The organism is Bacillus thuringiensis (genome assembly GCF_001455345.1).
GTDB classification, from domain to species: domain Bacteria; phylum Bacillota; class Bacilli; order Bacillales; family Bacillaceae_G; genus Bacillus_A; species Bacillus_A thuringiensis_N.
Genome location: NZ_CP013274.1, coordinates 3,533,102 through 3,551,898, shown reverse-complemented (window position 1 = coordinate 3,551,898; position 18,797 = coordinate 3,533,102). Strand labels below are relative to the sequence as shown.

Here is an 18,797-nt window from a genome sequence, read left to right as displayed (position 1 = left end):
AACATACTTTTATGAAAAGTTAAGATAGGAGTGTAATGATGTCAAATCTTCTAGAAATTAAAAACTTGAGTAAATCATTTGGAAACAAAGTTGTTTTAAGAGATGTTTCCTTCAATGTGCCGTCTGGATCAATTGTTGGATTCATTGGTGACAATGGGGCTGGGAAATCAACCACCTTTAAAACAGTATTACAATTAATTTCTAAAGATAGCGGTACAGTAAAAATATTCGGTGAAGAAAATATAAATAAAGATGCCAAGATTAAGGAAAAGATAGGAGTCGTATTTGATGCTATGAATCTACCGGCTCATCTTACAATAAAGCAACTAAATAAGGTTTTTGAAAAGATGTTTGAATCTTGGGACCAAGATAATTTTTATAGATTAGTAAATACTTTCTCTTTACCTACTAATGAGAAAGTAGGTAAATTCTCGCGTGGGATGTCAATGAAACTAACTATAGCTGTTGCACTGTCGCATAATGCCAGATTATTAATCCTAGATGAGGCAACGGGAGGTCTTGATCCTTCATCTAGGGAGGGTGTGTTAGAGGAATTAAAAAGTTTTGTGAGTAAAAGTAACGGTGGTATATTACTTTCTTCTCATATTATGAGTGATGTAGAAAAAGTAGCTAGCCACCTTATCATTATAAAAGATGGAGAAATTTTATTGAACGAAGAAAAAGATAAGGTTTTAGACAGTTACGCCATTGTAGATGTTGACGTGGAACAACTAGCTTTAATCAACAAAGATATAGTTGTGGCAAAGAGAGACCATGGTTCTTATTTCAATGTACTCGTATCAGATGTGCATAAATTACCAAGTGGTATTGCTCATAGAACCACCTCGATAGAAGAAATGAGTGTCTTAATAACGAGGAGTGAAAAATAAATGAGAGGTTTATTATTGACGAACTATTATCTAGTGTATCGAACTTTCTTTATGTTCATGGGAATAGCGATATTAGGATCGGGATTTGTTTTTTATTTTGGTAATGCTTCAATGTACCGTTTAATTGCTACATTCATTATCTTATTTGCTGCAATTCCTGCACTTGAAGTTATTAAGTATGAGAGTAAGTCGGGTTATGAAAAATATGTACTTACTTTACCGGTTACTAGAAATAACATTGTGCAAAGTCACTACCTTTTCTATTTTATAGTTGTAATTATTGGTACTTTATTATCGTATAGCATATTTTACGTACATGCTTCAGTTTCAGATACGCCAATTGATGATATATTTAAGAGTGTTTCTTTAGGGACGTTCATCATCCTTAATGCCGGAGCAATAGCCTATCCACTCCTCTATATTTTTGGAGCAGAAAAATCTGATGCTATTACGATTGGAGGCGCATGCGGGGGACTTGTAACTTATTTTGGATTACAAAGTGTAATTGGCTATCTAATAGAACAATTTCCAATATCAAATTTAAATTTATCTGTATACGTTTCAATTCTATATACAATATTTGGCGTTATCATATATATCTTTTCTTTTGTTATTTCGGTATTTATATATCGTAAGAAGGAGTTTTAATGTGTTTTCTCTTAGTATTTTCTGAATTATTTCCAAAGGAATAATTCAGAAAATACAGAAAAATGTCGTGATTATTTGTAGAAGTCTGTTATAATAAACGAAAATGAAAACGCTTTAAAGGGGGATATAACCAATATGATGATGAATATACCGCTAACAATTAGTTCTATGATGGAAAGAGCAGAAAAACTGTTTTCAAAGAAAGAAATTGTTTCACGGACACATGATACAATTACGACGTTAACGTATAAGCAGTTAGGTGAAAGGACGAGAAGGCTTTCCAGTGCGTTAAAAAAATTAGGAATTAAAGAAGGCGAGCGTATAGGAACGTTAGCGTGGAATCATCATCGACATGTGGAAGCATATTTTGCTATTCCTGGTATTGCTTCCGTTTTACACACAATTAATATTCGTTTATCTCCTCAACATATTTCATACATTATTCAGCACGCAGAAGATCGAATTCTACTTATTGATGAAGATCTCGTACCGCTCGTTGAAAAAATTCAATCTGAATTATCAACTGTACAAGCTTACATTATTATGACTGATAAAGATGAACTTCCAAATACTACGCTAGAACCTGTATATCATTATGAAAAGCTATTAGAAGAAGGCGATCCAAATTTCCAATTTGTAAAAGATATTGATGAAAATACACCTGCTGGTATGTGTTATACGTCAGCGACTACAGGAAATCCAAAAGGTGTTGTATATACGCATCGTAGTACTGTGCTGCATTGCATGGCACTCGGTTTAGCGGATACAGCTGCTTTATCGGAAAGTGATGCGGCGATGGCAATTGTACCGATGTTCCATGTGAATGCTTGGGGACTTCCTTTCGCTGCTACTTGGTTTGGATCAAAACAAGTTCTTCCAGGACCGATGTTTACGCCGAAAATTTTATTAGAAATGATCCAATCTGAAAAAGTGACGTTAGCTGCCGGTGTGCCGACAATTTGGCTCGGTGTATTACAAGAGTTAGAAAATAATAGTTATGATTTATCTAGTATGACGAGAATACTATGTGGTGGTGCAGCCGCACCGAAAAGTGTTATTAAAGCATTTGAACAGAAACACAATGTTCCTTTCATCCATGCATATGGTATGACCGAAACAAGCCCACTCGTAACACTTGCACGTTTAAAAAGTTATGAAACAGAATTATCGTATGAAGAGCAATTAGAAATTAGATCAAAGCAAGGGTATCTTGTCCCTGGTGTAGAGATGAAAGTAGTCGGTACAAATGGTGAAGTGAAGTGGGATGGTACGGAGATGGGAGAACTATGTTTACGAGCGCCGTGGATCGCTGAAAGTTATTATAACGATGAACGTACTGTCGAAGGGTTTCGAGATGGGTGGTTATATACAGGAGATGTTGTAACAGTGGATGAGGAAGGTTGCGTAAAGATTGTTGACCGTACGAAAGATGTGATTAAAAGCGGAGGAGAGTGGATTTCTTCAGTTGACCTTGAAAATGCTTTAATGGCACATGATGCTATATTTGAAGCGGCTGTCGTGGCCGTTCCTCATCCGCAGTGGCAAGAGCGCCCAGTTGCTTGCGTCGTTCAAAAGAAGAATAGTACAGTAACGAAAGAAGAGATATATGAGTTTTTAAAACCACAGTTTGCGAAGTGGTGGTTACCAGACGATATTGTATTTATGGAAGAAATACCGAAAACATCTGTTGGGAAGTTTTTAAAACAGGCGCTTCGGAAAGAACTTGAGCATTTGCATAAAGAGAAATAATTGAATTTATATTTGTAAACTGATTTAAAAAACAGGTTGACAAAATGATAGGCGGAAAGATAATATAACTCCTGTAATATGTTATCTAAAAAACATTTTAAGTTTACAAATGGGAGAAGCAAATATGAATACAAAAAACTTAGTTTTCGTCGCTTTATTTAGTTCTATTATGGGAGTGTTAGGGTTAATTCCTCCAATTGCTCTTTCTATTACACCAGTTCCAATTACATTACAATCACTTGGTGTTATGCTTGCTGGTGGATTGTTAGGATCACGTCTTGGTGCAATAAGTCAGCTTATTTTCTTACTTATTGTAGGAGTTGGAGCACCATTACTTGCTGGTGGACGCGGTGGCTTTGGTGTATTTGTTGGGCCAAGTGCAGGATATTTACTTGGTTATATTGTTGGAGCGTTTGTCATTGGTTATTTAATTGAGCGTTTACGTGAAGTTTCTATTATAAAAGTATTATGCATTAATTTAATTGGTGGTATTTTCGTAGTTTATGTATTTGGTATTACTGTACAAGCTTTCGTAATGGATATTTCTATATGGCAGACCATGAAAGTAAGTATCGCATTTTTACCAGGTGATTGCATAAAAGCGATTATAGCAGCAATTCTTATAACGAAATTACATCGTTCATTGAAACATATTATTACACCTGCTCTAAAGAGTGGGAAATATACAAATGCGGGATAAGAAAGAGAAGAAACACGTTCATTACGTGTTTCTTTTTATTATTTTGTAAAGAAAGGACGTCTCAAATGGGGATTACAAAAGAATATAAAAAGCATGCCTCTTTACAACCAAATAAAATAGCGATAAAGGAAAATGATCGAGTTTTAACATATAAAGAGTGGTTTGAGTCAGTGTGTAAAGTAGCAAGCTGGTTGAATGAAATAGAATCGAAGAATAAAACGATAGTAATTGTATTAGAAAATCGTATAGAGTTTTTACAACTATTCGCTGGTGCTGCTATGGCCGGATGGGTTTGTGTACCATTAGATATAAAGTGGAAACAGGATGAGCTCAAAGACAGAATTGCAATTAGTAATCCGGATGTGATTGTGACAGAGCGATATAAGGTAAATGATCTACCGAATGAAGAAGGAAGAGTAATTGAAATTGATGAGTGGAAAAGAATGATAGAGAACTATCTTCCTACATATAATCCTGTAGAAAGTGTACAAAATGCTCCGTTTTATATGGGATTTACATCAGGATCGACTGGGAAGGCAAAAGCATTTTTACGTGCACAACAATCGTGGGTTCATAGTTTCGATTGCAATATACATGATTTTCATATGAAAGAAGAAGATTCTATTTTAATAGCTGGGACACTCGTTCATTCTCTTTTTTTATACGGCGCAATAAGCGCATTATATGTAGGGCAAACGGTGCATATTATGAGGAAGTTTATTCCAAAACAAGTGTTGGACAAGTTAGAAATGGAACATATTTCGGTCATGTATACAGTTCCGACAATGCTAGAATCTTTATATAAAGAAAAAAGAGTAATAGAAAATGACATGAAAATTATTTCGTCAGGAGCGAAATGGGAAGCTGAAGCGAAAGGAAAAGTAAAGCATATATTCCCTGTTGCAAAAAAATACGAATTTTACGGTGCATCAGAACTAAGTTTTGTAACAGCATTAGTTGACGAAGAGAGCGAAAGAAAGCCAAATTCAGTAGGGAAACCTTGTCACAATGTGCAAGTGCGAATATGTAATGAAGCAGGAGAAGAAGTACCGAAAGGCGAGATAGGAACTGTTTATGTGAACAGTGATCAGTTTTTTATGGGCTACATATTGGATAAGGTTTTAGTTCCAGAGTTGACTGCAGATGGCTGGATGACAGTGCGAGATGTAGGTTATGAAGATGAAGAAGGCTTTATTTATATTGTCGGTAGAGAGAAGAATATGATTTTATTTGGAGGAATTAATATTTTTCCAGAAGAAATAGAAAGTGTATTACATGAACATCCAGCTGTTGATGAAATAGTTGTAGTTGGTGTGAAAGATAGTTATTGGGGTGAAAAACCTGTGGCCATCGTAAAAGGAAGTGCTACGAGGCAACAATTAATAAGTTTTTGCTTACAACGATTATCCTCGTTTAAAATACCGAAAGAATGGCATTTTGTAGATGAAATACCGTATACAGACAGCGGGAAAATCGCTCGTATTGCAGCAAAAAATATGATTGAAAACCGGGAGAAGATATATGAATAGAGCGGTTATTGTAGAAGCAAAAAGGACACCTATTGGTAAGAAGAATGGGATGTTAAAAGACTATGAAGTTCAGCAACTATCAGTGCCGCTTCTCACATTTTTAAGTAAAGGAATTGAGAGAGAAATAGACGATGTTATATTAGGGAATGTTGTTGGACCAGGAGGGAATGTTGCGAGATTATCTGCGTTAGAGGCAGGACTTGGTTATCATATCTCTGGTGTAACGATTGACCGGCAATGTGGTGCCGGATTGGAAGCGATTCGCACCGCATGTCATTTTATTCAAGGCGGAGCAGGTAATTGTTATATTGCAGGAGGAGTAGAGAGTACAAGTACGTCACTTTTTCAAAATAGAGCACGATTTTCACCAGAAACAATAGGTGATCCTGATATGGGAGTAGCGGCTGAATATGTTGCAGAACGTTATAACATCACGAGAGAAATGCAAGACGAGTATGCTTGCCTCAGTTATAAACGAACACTGCAAGTATTAGAAAAAGGATATATACATGATGAAATATTGTCTTTTAATGGATTAGTAGATGAATCTATAAAGCTAGAAATGAATTATGAACGAATGATTAAAAGAACAAAACCTGCATTTTTACAAAATGGTACAGTAACGGCAGGGAATTCATGTGGTGTAAATGATGGGGCATGTGCGGTTCTTGTAATGGAAGAGGGGCAAGCCCGAAAATTAGGATACAAGCCTGTACTTCGTTTCGTTCATAGTGCTGTAGTTGGAGTGGATCCAAATCTTCCGGGGACTGGTCCGATATTTGCGGTGAATAAATTATTAAACGAAATGAATGTAAAGGTAGAGGACATTGATTATTTTGAAATAAATGAAGCATTTGCTTCAAAAGTTGTAGCTTGTGCAAAGGTGTTACAAATTCCGTACGAGAAATTAAATGTAAATGGTGGTGCAATTGCACTCGGTCATCCGTACGGTGCATCTGGAGCTATGCTTGTAACGCGCTTGTTTTATCAGGCGCAAAGAGAGCATATGAAATACGGAATTGCGACGTTAGGAATTGGGGGCGGAATAGGGCTTGCTTTATTATTTGAGAAAGTAGAAGACTAGAAAGGAACTAGTTTTCTACTCTTTGAGGAATATAAGCGTTGCTACCAGGCTTTGCTTTTATTTCATTCCAAGCGGCGATTGCATCAGCTTTTGATTTCCCTTTGTTATTTGGATCTTCGAAAAAGTCGCGAGTAAAGCGATTGTATTCAAACTGCGAGCTGATAGTTGTTTTATAAGTAGGATCTTTTTTTCGTTCGTTTTCTTCATACCAAAACGTTATCGCATCTTCATATGTTTTTCCAACATTCTCTTTAAAAAACTTTTGAAGAGCTACTGTAAAGCGGAAGTTTGCTCCGATTTTTTCTTTGAAAAAGGCACGAACATCTTCGCTACAGCGGTGATTTTTAGTAATAATCGTTTGAAGAGAAAGGTCTTTATAAGAGAGGGAAGCTTTACTCACCTTTTGACCAGAGCTGTTTTTTAATATTTTACCAGTATGTAAATAATGTGAGATACGCTCGGTTATTTCAATCTTAGAGCCGCTAGCTGGCAAATCATGTTCACGACAAAATATTTGAAGTTCTTCTTTTAACCAATAATAGTTTTGGAAATCTTCAAGTGATATAGACTTTGTTAGAGGTGGACGCATAAATGTAACAACTTCTTTCTTCCATAATTTTCTTCAATTATAAAACGTACGTTCTTTTTATGGAAGGATTAATTTGTAAATATAATGGGAAGAGGAGATTGCATATGGAAAATGTAATGCAAGTTCGTGTTACAGGAATTTTAATTGAAGATGAAAAGGTATTGCTAGTAAAGCAAAAGTTGCTAATCGAAATTGGTCTTTACCTGGAGGAAGAGCAGAGAATGGCGAAACGTTAGAGGAAGCAATGATTCGAGAAATGAGAGAAGAGACAGGGTTAGAAGTTAACATTCAGAAGCTACTCTATGTTTGTGATAAACCAGATGCTCGCCCGTCTTTATTGCATATAACGTTTTTGCTTAAAAGGATTGAAGGTGAAATTATGCTACCTTCTAACGAGTTTGATCATAATCCGATTCATGATGTGCAAATGGTGCCAATTAAAGATTTAAGTCATTATGGTTTTTCGGAAACTTTTATCAATCTTATAAGTGAAGGTTTTGTAAATGCAGGAAGTTATCAAGGTTTGAAACAAAATATAGGTCTGTAAATATAGTGGAAGGATAGCCGTTCGCTATCCTTCATAACATGTTTTACACTGCTGACTGTAAAGAAGAAACAAGTTGATTTAAAAACTCATCCCCAGTCATAATCGCTTTCCCGCCACCACGAGCACTTTTTTTATTCCCGCCACCTTTTCCTTCAATGGCAGGAAGTGCATCTTTTAAAAGAGCATTCATATCAAGCGTGACCGTTTTTCCGCAAGCAAGAATACATTGTAATTTGTCCTCGTTTTCAATAATGAAATATGTAATGGCATGTTCTTGTTGTTCTGTAATAATAGCGGATAGTTTTGAGATTTCTTGCATAGAACGATTTGTAAACACTTTAGAAATAAGTATGCTAGCATGTATTTCGGCAGGCTGTTGAAGTAGTTCATTTGCCTCTGCATATAATAATTTTTCATTCATTGTTTGTATTGTTTTTTCGTTTTCTTTTTGAGAAGTAAGCAGTTGTGCTACTTTTGCTGGAATATCACTCTCGCTACTGTTTAATTGTTTGGAAACATCCTTCATAATTTGTTGTTGTTGCCCTATTAATTTAAGTGTGCGCCAGCCAGCGATAAACGTTAGTCGTATGCTACCTTTATTGCGTTCCCAGCTAAGAGCTTGAATAGGACCTACTTCACCAGTACGTTTCGGGTGTGTTCCGCCGCAGCCGTTATAATCAAAGTTTTCGATCATAACAACGCGTATATTTTCTGTCATATTCGGTTCTTTACGAAGAGGTAATGTTTTCGCTTCTTCTAAGTCCACCCACTCTATACGGATTGGATGGTTTTCAAAAACTATATTGTTTGCAATTTGTACTGCTTTTTCAACTGTTTCTGTATGCAGATTTTCTGTTTCTAAATCGATTGTTACCGTTTCTCTACCAAGATGGAATCCAATCGTAGGTATGTTAAAATGATCCCAAAAAGAAGCAGATAAAATATGCTGAGCCGCATGTTGTTGCATATGATCAAAACGGCGATCCCAATTGATTTTACCTTCTACTTCTTCTGTATGTAATTGTTCTGTAATGAAGTGGCGGATTTCTTCGTTGACTTCTTCAACACCAAATACAGTAATGCCATTTAAAGTTCCAGTATCATGGGGCTGCCCGCCACCTGTTGGATAAAATGCCGTTTCATTTAAAACAACGTATAAGTTACCGTCTTTATCATAATCTTGCTTTATAACTTTAGTAGTAAAGTCTTGCTTATAAGCGTCAGTGTAATATAATTTGTGCTCCAATTTTCTTTCTCCTCTCGTATTAACTAGTTTCATTGTAAAGCAATTGAAATTAGTTTCCTAATATTTCAGAAGAAAGAAACCATTTTTAGAATTTTCTTGCTATAATAAGAAAAAGAAAATGCGGGGGTGGAATGAATATGTTGTATGAAAACGGCGTAGATAAACTGCTTAGTTTAAGCAAAAATATTTCTGAATTGTATCGAGAATTAAACGAAATGACCCGGATTTTAACGGATTGTAACCGTGAAAGTGTGAAGTTTGATCGGTTATATGTAAAAGAGGTAATGTGGAAGAAAGAAGATGTAATCGAGAAATATGACCAGTTACTTGTGCAACTTTGTATAAATGAATGCTTTGATCTAAAAAGTGTTATTACAGGGGAATATAAGTATACATATGAAGAAGTAGAAAACATCGTTTTACAATTTAATGAAAAGTATAATGTTGCAATTTTAATTAAAGATGTTTGTAAAGAATTACAGTTTACATATGGCATAGATATGGATATAACGAGAACAACTCGAGTATCAACAGCTCAAGTATAAAAAGGGAAAAGAAAGCAGATCCTTTGCTTTCTTTTTTTTATGTGATAACAGGGAGAGTAGGTTTTTAAGATGAAGGGGAAGTTACAAAATATTCATCCGTTAGGAATGACAATTATAATAGGGACTTTATTTGCGAGGTTCGCCACGTCAATGAGTATTCCTTTTTTAGCGATTTATTTAACGACTGTTAAAGGCGTATCAGCTGGAATGACGGGTGCTATTATTGGAACGAGTGCACTTGTTGGAGTGTTTGCCAGTTTTATCGGAGGGAATTTATCTGATCGATTCGGTCGAAATATGATTCTAATATGGTCCATGATCGTTTGGGTGTTTGTATTCATAGGATTTTCACTTGCAGATCATGTTTTAAGTTTCTTTTTATTAAATGCTTTGAATGGATTATGTAGGTCCTTTTTTGAACCGACGTCAAGAGCATTATTATCAGATTTAACGAAACCAGAGTATCGTTTACTCGTATATAATTTGCGTTACGGTGCAATCAATGTTGGAGTAGCGATTGGGCCACTTGTCGGATTACAAATCGGAAGCGCAAAATCTACAATTCCTTTTCTAGTAGCAGCGGGAGTATATATTCTATATACAGCTATATTAGCATTCCAATTTAAGAAGTATCCAATTGAAAAAAAGAAAGTAAATATAGAAAAGCCTGTCACAATGTTAAATGCAATTCGCATTTTGCGAAAGGATGTTGTATTTTTAGTTGCGTTAGTTGGTATTATTTTGAGTAATTGTGGTTTTTCTCACTTAACGACGACAGTATCACAATATTTTGCAAATGCACATATATTCCAGGATGGAGTGAAATTATTTTCATATATGTTAGCTTTAAATGCGATTGTTGTAGTCGTAATTCAATACCCTGTTATTCAAATGTGTAAAAAGTATACACCGTTAGTATCCATTATGCTGGGAACTTTATTTGTGAGCGGGGGATTATTTGGATTTGGAATAGTAGAATCTATGCTAGGTGCTGCCATTTGTACAATTATTTTTACAATTGGAGAAGTTCTCATGTTTTCAATGACGGATGTATTTATAGATGATATAGCTGTTCCACATTTAAAAGGGACATATTTTGGAGCGATGGGGTTTTCGGGGATTGGAGCAGTAATAGGTCCATGGTTTGGGGGAGTACTTCTCGATTATTACGGGTACCAAAATGGATTTGTAGTATTTTCAGCGCTAGCTATATTTTCAACTGTAGCGTTTCCAGTTCTGTTAGTTACGAAAGGTTTATTGAAAAAAAGATATGATGGAAATTCTAATATGGAAGTACATGCGAAATAACATAAGCCCCAGTTATTAACTGGGGCTTATGTTTGTATTATATTAACTCCTAATTTGAAAAAAGAACTTGCTTTTCATGTTTATCAGCTATTTCGTTTTTGGAAATATGAATGGCTAAAAAACCATTCTCTAAGCAGGCTAGCATCTTCTTATAAATAATAGTAGCGGGTAAAGGAATGATCCGCTGTAAAGAAATATTTTTATGAAGTATGCAAATGTTTAGGCCTGTCTCCAGCTTTTTAATGACTACATTTTGTTCAGATACATTCGGTACATCTGTTTCCAAGATGTACTCTTGTTCAGTTTCGCAAAGATCAATATGAATTTGATTTGGGAAACTAAAGTTACTACAAGAATCAGAACAAAATTGATCCATCCATTCTTCGAAACCATCAACATGAAAAAGACAATCCTTCTTTTTCTTGCCCATGTAAGACACCCTCCGTAAAATCTCAATTCATACTATGTTATGCATGAATGAAGTAGAGGTGAAGAATAAATGGGAAAATATAAACATTGTATGTGGAAAAGGCGGCTAGTGTGAGCCTTTTGTTTTACATATCATGATGTGCATGATTTTTTTGGCGTGAATGGTTACGGTTTTTTACTTTATGAGATCCGCTTAATGGTTCAGGTTGTCCTTTTTTTTCTTTCGCTTCACGATTGTTTTTTCCCATTGTATGTGACACCTCCTCTTTCTCTTTAGAATGAGAGAAGTTTGCAAAATTATACGAGAATGTTTTTAGAAAAAAAGGTAAAGATAAATGGGACTAACTATTATGGAAAGGGGATTGTATAATGCCATATCATAAAGATAAACAACAAGCGTTTCAAGCAGCGCAGCAAGGTGTTACACAAGCAGAAAATGCATTTAACAACATTGTGAAAAATGATCCAAACTACGGTCATGATTTAAAAGAGTTACGCCAAGAGGTTCAGGAAGCGTATGAACAGATTCAAAATGCACTAGAAGTAGCTTCGGAAACACAACGCCCACAACTTGAACAATACGAAAATAATCTTCAAAATATTATGCAGCATGTAGATCAATTAGAAAAGTAAATGAGGTTGTTGTGTATTCGACAACCTTATTACTTTAATGAATGTTATGTTAAAACAGAAAATTTTTCTATTCGTTTTTTCTTTACTATGCGCAGTACATATATTTCAAGTTGAAAAAGTGGAAGCGAAAATGTTGCTCAGAAAAGAGCTAGAACCAACTGGCTATGTAACATGGGAAGTACCTAATAATGAAAAGGTTATTGCCATTACATTTGATGATGGACCAGATCCAACTTATACACCACAAATTTTAAATTTATTACGTCAATATAAAGCAGAAGCGACATTTTTTATGATTGGATTTCGAGTTCAGCGTAATCCATATTTAGTGAAACAAGTGTTAAAAGAGGGACATGAAATTGGAAATCATACGATGAATCATTTATATGCGAGTAATTCATCGGATGAAAAATTAGAAAATGATATTTTAGATGGAAAGAAATATTTTAAAAAATGGGTGAAAGAACCTTTGCTATTCCGTCCACCTGGCGGATATATTAACGATGCTGTATTTAAAACAGCTAAAGAAGCTGGTTATCAAACTGTTCTATGGTCGTGGCATCAAGATCCACGTGATTGGGCAAATCCAGGGGTTGAATCCATTGTAAATCATGTAGTGAAAAATGCTAAAAGTGGCGATATTGTATTGTTACATGATGGGGGAAATAATCGTAGTCAAACAGTAGCAGCGCTAGCAAAAATTTTACCTGAACTGAAAAAGCAGGGCTATCGATTTGTAACGGTTTCGGAATTGTTACGTTATAAACATTAGAAAAAATCCCAAAAGGTGAATGTTCCTTTTGGGATTTTTTGTTACTGGTTCTTTTTGCGTTTCTTATTATTTTGTCGCTCTGCAGGAGTTAAATTCTCATTTGCAAACTCTTCGTTATAACCAGCACCTTGTCCTTGTGCGGATGCAGCATTCATTCCTGAAATAGTATGATTTGCTTTTCGTTTACCCATTTTATTTCACCTCTATAATATTTTTTGTATGTTGAATGATGAGCAGTTCATAGTATGTATGAACTGTAAGTAAACCGCTAATAAAGCACTTTACTTTATGGTAATAGTATTCATAAGGAGCATGAAAGCTATTCAAATTTAGAAACATAAAGAAAACTTATGATAATCTATAAGTTTCTTATTATTTACTTATTTAGAAAGTTGTAATAAGATATTATCGTAAGGTATTGAAAAGTTTGTCTACATTTTATATTCAGACAACTTAGTCACGTTTAACAGGGGGGAAACATAATGGTCAAACATAATCCATTTCAATCACGTGCAACTTTTGAAGTAGATGGAAAAACGTATCATTATTATGATTTGAAAGCGCTTGAAAACGCAGGGGTTGGCAACGTATCTCAATTACCATATTCCGTGAAAGTTTTACTTGAATCAGTACTTCGTCAAGTAGATGGACGTGTAATTACAGAAGAGCATGTTACAAATTTAGCGAAATGGGGAACGAAAGATGTGCAAGATATCGATGTTCCATTTAAACCATCTCGTGTAATTTTACAAGATTTCACTGGTGTTCCAGCTGTTGTAGATTTGGCTTCGCTTCGTAAAGCAATGGCAGACATGGGTGGGGATCCTGATAAAATTAATCCAGAAATTACTGTAGACCTTGTAATTGACCACTCTGTACAGGTTGATAGAGCGGGTACGGCAGACGCGCTTGCATTCAACATGGACTTAGAGTTTAAACGTAATGAAGAACGTTATAAATTTTTAAGCTGGGCACAAAAATCATTTGATAACTATCGTGCAGTTCCACCAGCTACAGGTATTGTACACCAAGTAAACCTTGAATATTTAGCACCAGTCGTTCATGCTGTGAAAAATGCTGAAGGTGACTTAGTTGCATACCCAGATTCATTAGTTGGAACAGACTCACATACAACAATGATTAACGGTATCGGCGTTCTTGGATGGGGCGTTGGTGGTATTGAAGCAGAAGCAGGAATGCTAGGACAGCCTTCATACTTCCCAGTACCTGAAGTAATCGGTGTGAAATTAACTGGTACACTTCCAAGTGGTACTACAGCAACTGACGTTGCATTAAAAGTAACACAAGTATTACGTCAAAAAGGTGTAGTTGGTAAATTTGTTGAGTTCTTCGGTAATGGACTAAAGAGCATGCCTTTAGCTGACCGTGCAACAATTTCAAACATGGCACCAGAATACGGTGCAACTTGTGGATTCTTCCCAATTGACGATATTTCATTAGAATACTTACGTTTAACAGGTAGAGATGAAGAACAAATTCGCGTTGTTGAAGAATATTGTAAAGCGAACGGCTTATTCTATACAGCAGACAGCAAAGATCCAATTTACACTGATCTTGTTGAAATTGATTTAAATACAATTGAATCTAACCTTTCTGGACCAAAACGCCCACAAGATTTAATTCCACTTTCAGATATGAAAGATGCGTTCCACAAAGCTGTTGTAGCACCAGTTGGAACACAAGGACTTGGATTTAATGAGCAAGAGTTCGATAAAGAAGTGAAGGTTACATTAGAAGATAAAGAAGTAACGATGAAAACAGGTGCAATTGCAATCGCTGCAATTACAAGCTGTACAAATACATCAAACCCATACGTATTAATTGGGGCAGGACTAGTTGCGAAGAAAGCAATTGAAAAAGGGCTTGTAGTACCTGAGTACGTAAAAACATCATTAGCACCAGGATCTAAAGTTGTTACTGAGTACTTAGATAAATCAGGTTTAACAACATATTTAGATCAATTAGGTTTCCAAACAGTTGGTTACGGCTGTACGACTTGTATCGGTAACTCTGGTCCACTAGCAGAGGAATTAGAAGAAGCAATCGCAGCAAACGATTTATTAGTAACATCTGTTTTATCTGGTAACCGTAACTTTGAAGGTCGTATTCACCCGCTTGTAAAAGCAAACTATTTAGCATCACCACCACTTGTTGTGGCATATGCACTTGCAGGTACTGTTGATATTGACCTGAAAAATGATGAAATCGGTAAAGATGCAAATGGCAAAGCTGTTTACTTCAACGATATTTGGCCATCAGCTAAAGAAATTGAAGATGTAGTTCAAAACGTTGTTACATCTGAACTGTTCAAGAAAGAATATGCACAAGTATTTAACAGCAATGAGCGTTGGAATGAAATCCAAACTTCAAACGAAGCTTTATATACTTGGGATAATGATTCAACATACATTCAAAACCCACCGTTCTTTGAAGGATTATCTAAAGAGCCAGGTGAAGTTGAAACGTTATCAGGCTTACGCGTAGTTGGTAAATTTGGTGATTCTGTAACGACAGACCATATTTCACCAGCAGGTTCAATCGGTAAGCACACACCAGCTGGACGTTACTTATTAGAGAACGGCGTACAACCAGTTGACTTTAACTCTTACGGTTCTCGTCGTGGTAACCATGAAGTTATGATGCGTGGTACATTCGCGAACATTCGTATTAAAAACCAAATCGCACCAGGAACAGAAGGTGGATATACAACATATTGGCCAACTGGTGAAGTAACATCAATCTATGATGCTGCTATGAAATATAAAGAAGATGGCACAGGCCTTCTAGTTGTTGCAGGTAAAGATTACGGTATGGGAAGTTCTCGTGACTGGGCTGCTAAAGGTACAAACTTATTAGGTATTAAAGCAGTAATCGCAGAAAGCTTCGAGCGTATCCACCGTAGTAACTTAGTATTAATGGGCGTATTACCACTACAATTTAAAGATGGCGAAAGCGCTGAAACATTAGGTCTTGTTGGTAACGAGTCATTTGAAATTCAAATCGACAAAACAGTTAGACCACGCGATCTTGTAAAAGTAGTTGCAACTGATGCAGATGGCAATGAAAAACAATTTGAAGTAGTAGCTCGTTTCGATAGTGAAGTTGAAATTGACTACTACCGTCACGGTGGTATTCTGCAAATGGTTCTTCGTGAGAAAATCGAAGAGTCTAAAGTGTCGAACTAAATAATTGAAATGAACGATAAGGAAGCTAACAACTGTTAGCTTCCTTATTTTATGAAAAGGGATGAAACCATTTGGTTTCATCCCTTTCTTTTTACTATAAAAAATGGAGGAAACGTCATGAAAGAATATAAAAGAATATTGTTACCGTTACAGAAAGAAAAAATATTAGTAATAGCAGCTGTATGCAGTGGTTTTTTTGCAGCTATTTTAAATTTATCCCGTCCACTATTTATGGGGCTAATTGTAGATAACCTTATTCAACGGGAATTAAAAGGTGCGTATTTGTACATCGCATTGTTTGCGGGTAGCCGCTTTATGATGTGGATAAACAATCTTTCATTCGATTATGTAAGCTCAAAAGCAAGTCAGCGAATATTACGAGAGAAGCGTATAGATGTATTGCGCCATTTTTTTCTATTACCGTTTGAAGAGAGTGAGAAAATCAAACAAGGAGAGCTAGAAACGTTAGTCGTGTCTGATATTCCAAACTGGGTCAGATTATATGCTTCTATATTAATAGAATATATACACGCCATTGCGCAATTTATAGGTGCGTTCATAGCACTACAACATATAGATATACAGTTCATATTGTGGATAACTCCGTTTTTATTTTTAAGTGCAACGGTTCCGATGTTGTTTGGGGAAAAGGTAAGAAATATCGCAAGCATTGCTCAAAAAAATCAGTCAAGTGTCGTAGAGATGGTGTCACAGTTTGTAAAAGGAGTACAAGATTTGCGTAGTTTGCAAAAAGAAAAATGGGCCATTCGCTTATTTAAGAGAGTAACAGCACAATCGTATAAAACAGAAGTAAAGAAGACGATGATGCAACATTGCATTGGAGTAGTTGGAACGGTCATTGAAACAGGAGCATATATCGTTGTTCTCATTATAGGTGTACAAAAAATAATGAGGGGAGAAATAGAAGTTGGTTCACTCGTTGCAGTGTTAGCCACAATTGAGATGCTCTTTTTCCCTGTCCGTTATGTGGGCGATTTATTAATAATGACACAAGTTGCAGTCGCTTCGGCAAGTAGAGTTTTTTTCTTTTTAGATAAACGAGTGGCAAATAGTAATGTAGAAAGAGCGATGGGGATGATAATAACAAATGTTTCATTTCAGGAGAGTGAAGAAGAGAAATGTAGAATTAATAATATTGATTTGAAAATTAATCCTGGTGAATTCGTTATCATTGTCGGAGAAAGTGGTGCAGGAAAAACAACGCTTTTAAAATTAATGACAGGTTTGTATAAACCATCTAACGGTAGCGTTGTTTATTATGGTCAAAAGGCTCGAATGACTACAGTGTGGCAAGAACCTCGTTTTTTTCGGACGACAGTAAAAGAGAATATATATTTCGAGGAAGAGGGGGGAGAAAACGAGTTAGAAAAAAATGCTGGACTTGTAAATGTAACGCCGATTGTTAGGGGGTTACCTGAAGGAATTCAAACTGTACTACATAAAAGCGGTGAAGAGTTTTCGGGAGGAGAAAGAAAGCGTCTTGCATTATTGCGAGCAATTGTTTCAAATCCTCATCTTATTATTTTAGATGAACCGACCGCGGGATTAGATCCGAGCAATCAAGAATGTGTTTGGAATATGATAGAAGGACTAGGAAGAGAGGTCACGAGAATTGTAGCGACACATGATGTAGAAAAAGTAATACTAGCAGATCGCGTTGTCATCATGAAAGAAGGAAGTATTGTTGCGTGTGGAAGTCCTGAAAAATTAATAAATAGTCATTCATTTTGAAAGAGATGTGAATAAAGATAAGAGCAGTGCCCTTATCTTTATTCAACATCATTTATTTGATATTGGATAGATTCTGAATGATTTAGATCTACGTTAAAAATAGCAGTCGTAAGGAAAGTTGCAATTCCAAGGATTAAGAAAAGGACGAATGAGACTAGAGCGATGTAAAGACAAATACGCCCTACTTTCTTTTTTTCAAGATCGTTACTAAAGAGTGAAATGATCCATGTAATAATACCGATTGGGTATAAAAGAAAACTAAGAATATATAATGTTATTTTTTCGAATGAATTCATAAAAAATCCCCCTTTTATTGAAGTTTATATAACTACGGAAGTAAAAAGGTGAATGGGCCCATAAGAAGATAAACAACACTTTATTTGTGTTTCTAATTATATGATAAAAAGGAAAAAAATACACTTTAAATAAGAATATTCTAATTATTTAGACTGTGAATATTTCCAAACTTGTCCGTGTAAGCTAAAATAAGGTATATAGTATTTGGGTGAATATGTTAGAAGACAAACACGTTAGGGTGATATAAAATGTGGCGGAAGCTTACGATTATTGTAGTGTTACTTTGTTTAGCGGGATATGCAGCTTATGAACAGTTTGGTAAAAACGATCGGGTGGTACAAGGGGAGCAAGAACAAAGTGAAGCTGCTATGAAAGAGATGATTGCAAGTAATGGTATTGAAATAGGGAAGAGTGCGCCAGACTTTGAATTAACGAAGTTAGATGGAACGAATGTAAAGCTATCAGATTTAAAAGGAAAGAAAGTGATTTTAAACTTTTGGGCAACGTGGTGTGGACCTTGCCAACAAGAAATGCCGGATATGGAGGCTTTCTATAAAGAACATAAAGAAAACGTAGAAATTTTAGCGATAAATTATACACCTTCAGAAAAAGGTGGGGGGGTAGAAAAGGTAAGTAATTTTGCTAAGGAAAAAGGAATTACTTTTCCTATTTTATTGGACAAGAATATTGATGTGACAACAGCCTACAAAGTAATTACGATCCCAACTTCGTATTTTATAGATACAAAAGGTGTCATTCAAGATAAGTTTATTGGACCGATGACGCAAAAAGAGATGGAGAAACGGATTGCTAAATTAAAATAATAGTGAAAAGGTAGAGATGGAATATAATCATTTCTGCCTTTTCTTTTTC

At 35.7% G+C, this 18,797-nt stretch carries 19 protein-coding genes and 1 pseudogene; 14 read left to right on the top strand and 6 right to left on the bottom strand.

Going from position 1 to position 18,797, the window contains the following annotated elements; genetic code table 11:
- Positions 1 to 38: 38 nt before the first annotated feature.
- The 6 genes from ATN06_RS18400 (at position 39) to ATN06_RS18375 (ending at position 6,600) form a co-directional block, all read left to right on the top strand.
- A complete protein-coding gene (locus tag ATN06_RS18400) occupies positions 39 to 890 on the top strand; it encodes an ABC transporter ATP-binding protein (protein WP_060631841.1) in 852 nt (283 codons plus the stop codon).
- Entirely contained in the window at positions 891 to 1,538 is a 648-nt protein-coding gene (locus ATN06_RS18395; protein ID WP_060631840.1) for an ABC-2 transporter permease, read from the top strand.
- A gap of 135 nt (positions 1,539 to 1,673) precedes the next feature.
- The gene (locus ATN06_RS18390) at positions 1,674 to 3,287 is read left to right on the top strand and encodes a long-chain fatty acid--CoA ligase (RefSeq protein ID WP_060631839.1); all 1,614 of its coding nucleotides are present in this window, start codon (positions 1,674 to 1,676) and stop codon (positions 3,285 to 3,287) included.
- A 124-nt stretch (positions 3,288 to 3,411) separates the two neighbouring features.
- Complete coding sequence (locus ATN06_RS18385; RefSeq protein WP_060631838.1) at positions 3,412 to 3,987, top strand: biotin transporter BioY; 576 nt, start codon at positions 3,412 to 3,414, stop codon at positions 3,985 to 3,987.
- A 65-nt stretch (positions 3,988 to 4,052) separates the two neighbouring features.
- A complete protein-coding gene (locus tag ATN06_RS18380; RefSeq protein ID WP_060631837.1) occupies positions 4,053 to 5,516 on the top strand; it encodes an acyl-CoA synthetase in 1,464 nt (487 codons plus the stop codon).
- Entirely contained in the window at positions 5,509 to 6,600 is a 1,092-nt protein-coding gene (locus tag ATN06_RS18375; protein WP_060631836.1) for an acetyl-CoA C-acyltransferase, read from the top strand. The genes ATN06_RS18380 and ATN06_RS18375 overlap by 8 nt, the downstream gene beginning before the upstream one ends.
- A 7-nt stretch (positions 6,601 to 6,607) precedes the next feature.
- Here the strand turns inward: ATN06_RS18375 and ATN06_RS18370 are convergent, their stop codons facing one another.
- Entirely contained in the window at positions 6,608 to 7,189 is a 582-nt protein-coding gene (locus ATN06_RS18370) for a DUF6434 domain-containing protein (protein ID WP_060631835.1), read from the bottom strand.
- A gap of 104 nt (positions 7,190 to 7,293) precedes the next feature.
- On the opposite strand from ATN06_RS18370, the pseudogene ATN06_RS18365 reads away from it, so the two are divergent.
- Positions 7,294 to 7,736: pseudogene (locus ATN06_RS18365) on the top strand (NUDIX hydrolase).
- Between the two features lie 43 nt (positions 7,737 to 7,779).
- Here ATN06_RS18365 and ATN06_RS18360 read toward each other — a convergent pair.
- On the bottom strand, positions 7,780 to 8,982 hold the full coding sequence (locus ATN06_RS18360) for an alanyl-tRNA editing protein (RefSeq protein ID WP_176225742.1): 1,203 nt from the start codon (positions 8,980 to 8,982) through the stop codon (positions 7,780 to 7,782).
- 137 nt (positions 8,983 to 9,119) lie between these two features.
- Between ATN06_RS18360 and ATN06_RS18355 the strand changes: the two genes are divergently transcribed.
- Together ATN06_RS18355 and ATN06_RS18350 are read left to right on the top strand one after the other, a co-directional pair.
- Positions 9,120 to 9,527 carry a hypothetical protein gene (locus ATN06_RS18355; RefSeq protein ID WP_060631833.1) on the top strand — a complete coding sequence of 136 codons (408 nt, stop codon included), beginning with the start codon at positions 9,120 to 9,122 and terminating at the stop codon, positions 9,525 to 9,527.
- Positions 9,528 to 9,596: 69 nt separating this feature from the next.
- The gene (locus ATN06_RS18350) at positions 9,597 to 10,835 is read left to right on the top strand and encodes an MDR family MFS transporter (protein WP_060631832.1); all 1,239 of its coding nucleotides are present in this window, start codon (positions 9,597 to 9,599) and stop codon (positions 10,833 to 10,835) included.
- A 49-nt stretch (positions 10,836 to 10,884) separates the two neighbouring features.
- Here the strand turns inward: ATN06_RS18350 and ATN06_RS18345 are convergent, their stop codons facing one another.
- Together ATN06_RS18345 and ATN06_RS18340 are read right to left on the bottom strand one after the other, a co-directional pair.
- Positions 10,885 to 11,265, bottom strand: a complete 381-nt coding sequence (locus ATN06_RS18345; protein WP_060631831.1) for an Hsp20/alpha crystallin family protein — start codon at positions 11,263 to 11,265, stop codon at positions 10,885 to 10,887.
- Positions 11,266 to 11,389: 124 nt separating this feature from the next.
- Positions 11,390 to 11,512, bottom strand: coding sequence for a small acid-soluble spore protein P (locus ATN06_RS18340; protein WP_000517650.1), 123 nt, complete (start codon positions 11,510 to 11,512; stop codon positions 11,390 to 11,392).
- Between the two features lie 121 nt (positions 11,513 to 11,633).
- On the opposite strand from ATN06_RS18340, the gene ATN06_RS18335 reads away from it, so the two are divergent.
- Both ATN06_RS18335 and pdaB read left to right on the top strand, forming a co-directional pair.
- Complete coding sequence (locus tag ATN06_RS18335) at positions 11,634 to 11,897, top strand: hypothetical protein (protein WP_001146294.1); 264 nt, start codon at positions 11,634 to 11,636, stop codon at positions 11,895 to 11,897.
- A 46-nt stretch (positions 11,898 to 11,943) separates the two neighbouring features.
- Positions 11,944 to 12,669 (top strand): polysaccharide deacetylase family sporulation protein PdaB, encoded by a 726-nt coding sequence (gene pdaB / locus ATN06_RS18330; protein ID WP_110093296.1) that lies wholly within the window; start codon positions 11,944 to 11,946, stop codon positions 12,667 to 12,669.
- A gap of 41 nt (positions 12,670 to 12,710) precedes the next feature.
- Here the strand turns inward: pdaB and sspO are convergent, their stop codons facing one another.
- Complete coding sequence (gene sspO, locus ATN06_RS18325; protein ID WP_000518052.1) at positions 12,711 to 12,860, bottom strand: small acid-soluble spore protein SspO; 150 nt, start codon at positions 12,858 to 12,860, stop codon at positions 12,711 to 12,713.
- A gap of 291 nt (positions 12,861 to 13,151) precedes the next feature.
- Here sspO and acnA point away from each other — a divergent pair, with 291 nt between their 5' ends.
- Positions 13,152 to 15,875: an aconitate hydratase AcnA gene (acnA, locus tag ATN06_RS18320; RefSeq protein ID WP_060631830.1), complete on the top strand. Its 2,724-nt coding sequence runs from the start codon at positions 13,152 to 13,154 to the stop codon at positions 15,873 to 15,875.
- Positions 15,876 to 15,926: 51 nt separating this feature from the next.
- Positions 15,927 to 17,627, top strand: a complete 1,701-nt coding sequence (locus ATN06_RS18315) for an ABC transporter ATP-binding protein (RefSeq protein ID WP_110093253.1) — start codon at positions 15,927 to 15,929, stop codon at positions 17,625 to 17,627.
- Positions 17,628 to 17,665: 38 nt separating this feature from the next.
- Here ATN06_RS18315 and ATN06_RS18310 read toward each other — a convergent pair whose 3' ends face one another.
- Positions 17,666 to 17,923, bottom strand: coding sequence for a hypothetical protein (locus ATN06_RS18310; protein ID WP_060631828.1), 258 nt, complete (start codon positions 17,921 to 17,923; stop codon positions 17,666 to 17,668).
- A gap of 249 nt (positions 17,924 to 18,172) precedes the next feature.
- On the opposite strand from ATN06_RS18310, the gene ATN06_RS18305 reads away from it, so the two are divergent.
- Positions 18,173 to 18,748 carry a TlpA family protein disulfide reductase gene (locus ATN06_RS18305; RefSeq protein WP_060631827.1) on the top strand — a complete coding sequence of 192 codons (576 nt, stop codon included), beginning with the start codon at positions 18,173 to 18,175 and terminating at the stop codon, positions 18,746 to 18,748.
- Positions 18,749 to 18,797 lie beyond the last annotated feature (49 nt).